Here is a 301-nt window from a genome sequence, read left to right on the forward strand (position 1 = left end):
GCTAGATTGGCGCGTCTCTCCGCCCGTTGTACTCGGCGTGATCATCATGATCGCTTTGGGAGGAGCATTTGTGCTGGAACAATGGCGCTTTTCCGTGGTCTTGCTTGTTGTCACCGGATTGACTACAGGGGCGATCCTGTTTGACGGCTTTAACGGAGCGGAAGCGATGCGGCGATCCTATTTAGGCTACGATCCGGTGATCGGTGCCCGTTTTTACGGCCTGGGTAATGAATACGAGGGGATCCTGATCGGCTCTGCCATTCTGTTCGCCGCTTCTTTTTACGAATGGGCAAAAGGAACG

Annotated in this window: 1 pseudogene; it reads left to right on the forward strand. The window is 54.2% G+C overall.

Annotated elements, in window-relative coordinates:
* Positions 1–37: 37 nt before the first annotated feature.
* Positions 38–301 (forward strand): annotated as a pseudogene (locus MXD62_RS08295) (hypothetical protein); the annotation flags it as partial.

The organism is Frankia sp. Mgl5 (assembly GCF_023242985.1).
Lineage (GTDB): Bacteria > Actinomycetota > Actinomycetes > Frankiales > Frankiaceae > Parafrankia > Parafrankia soli.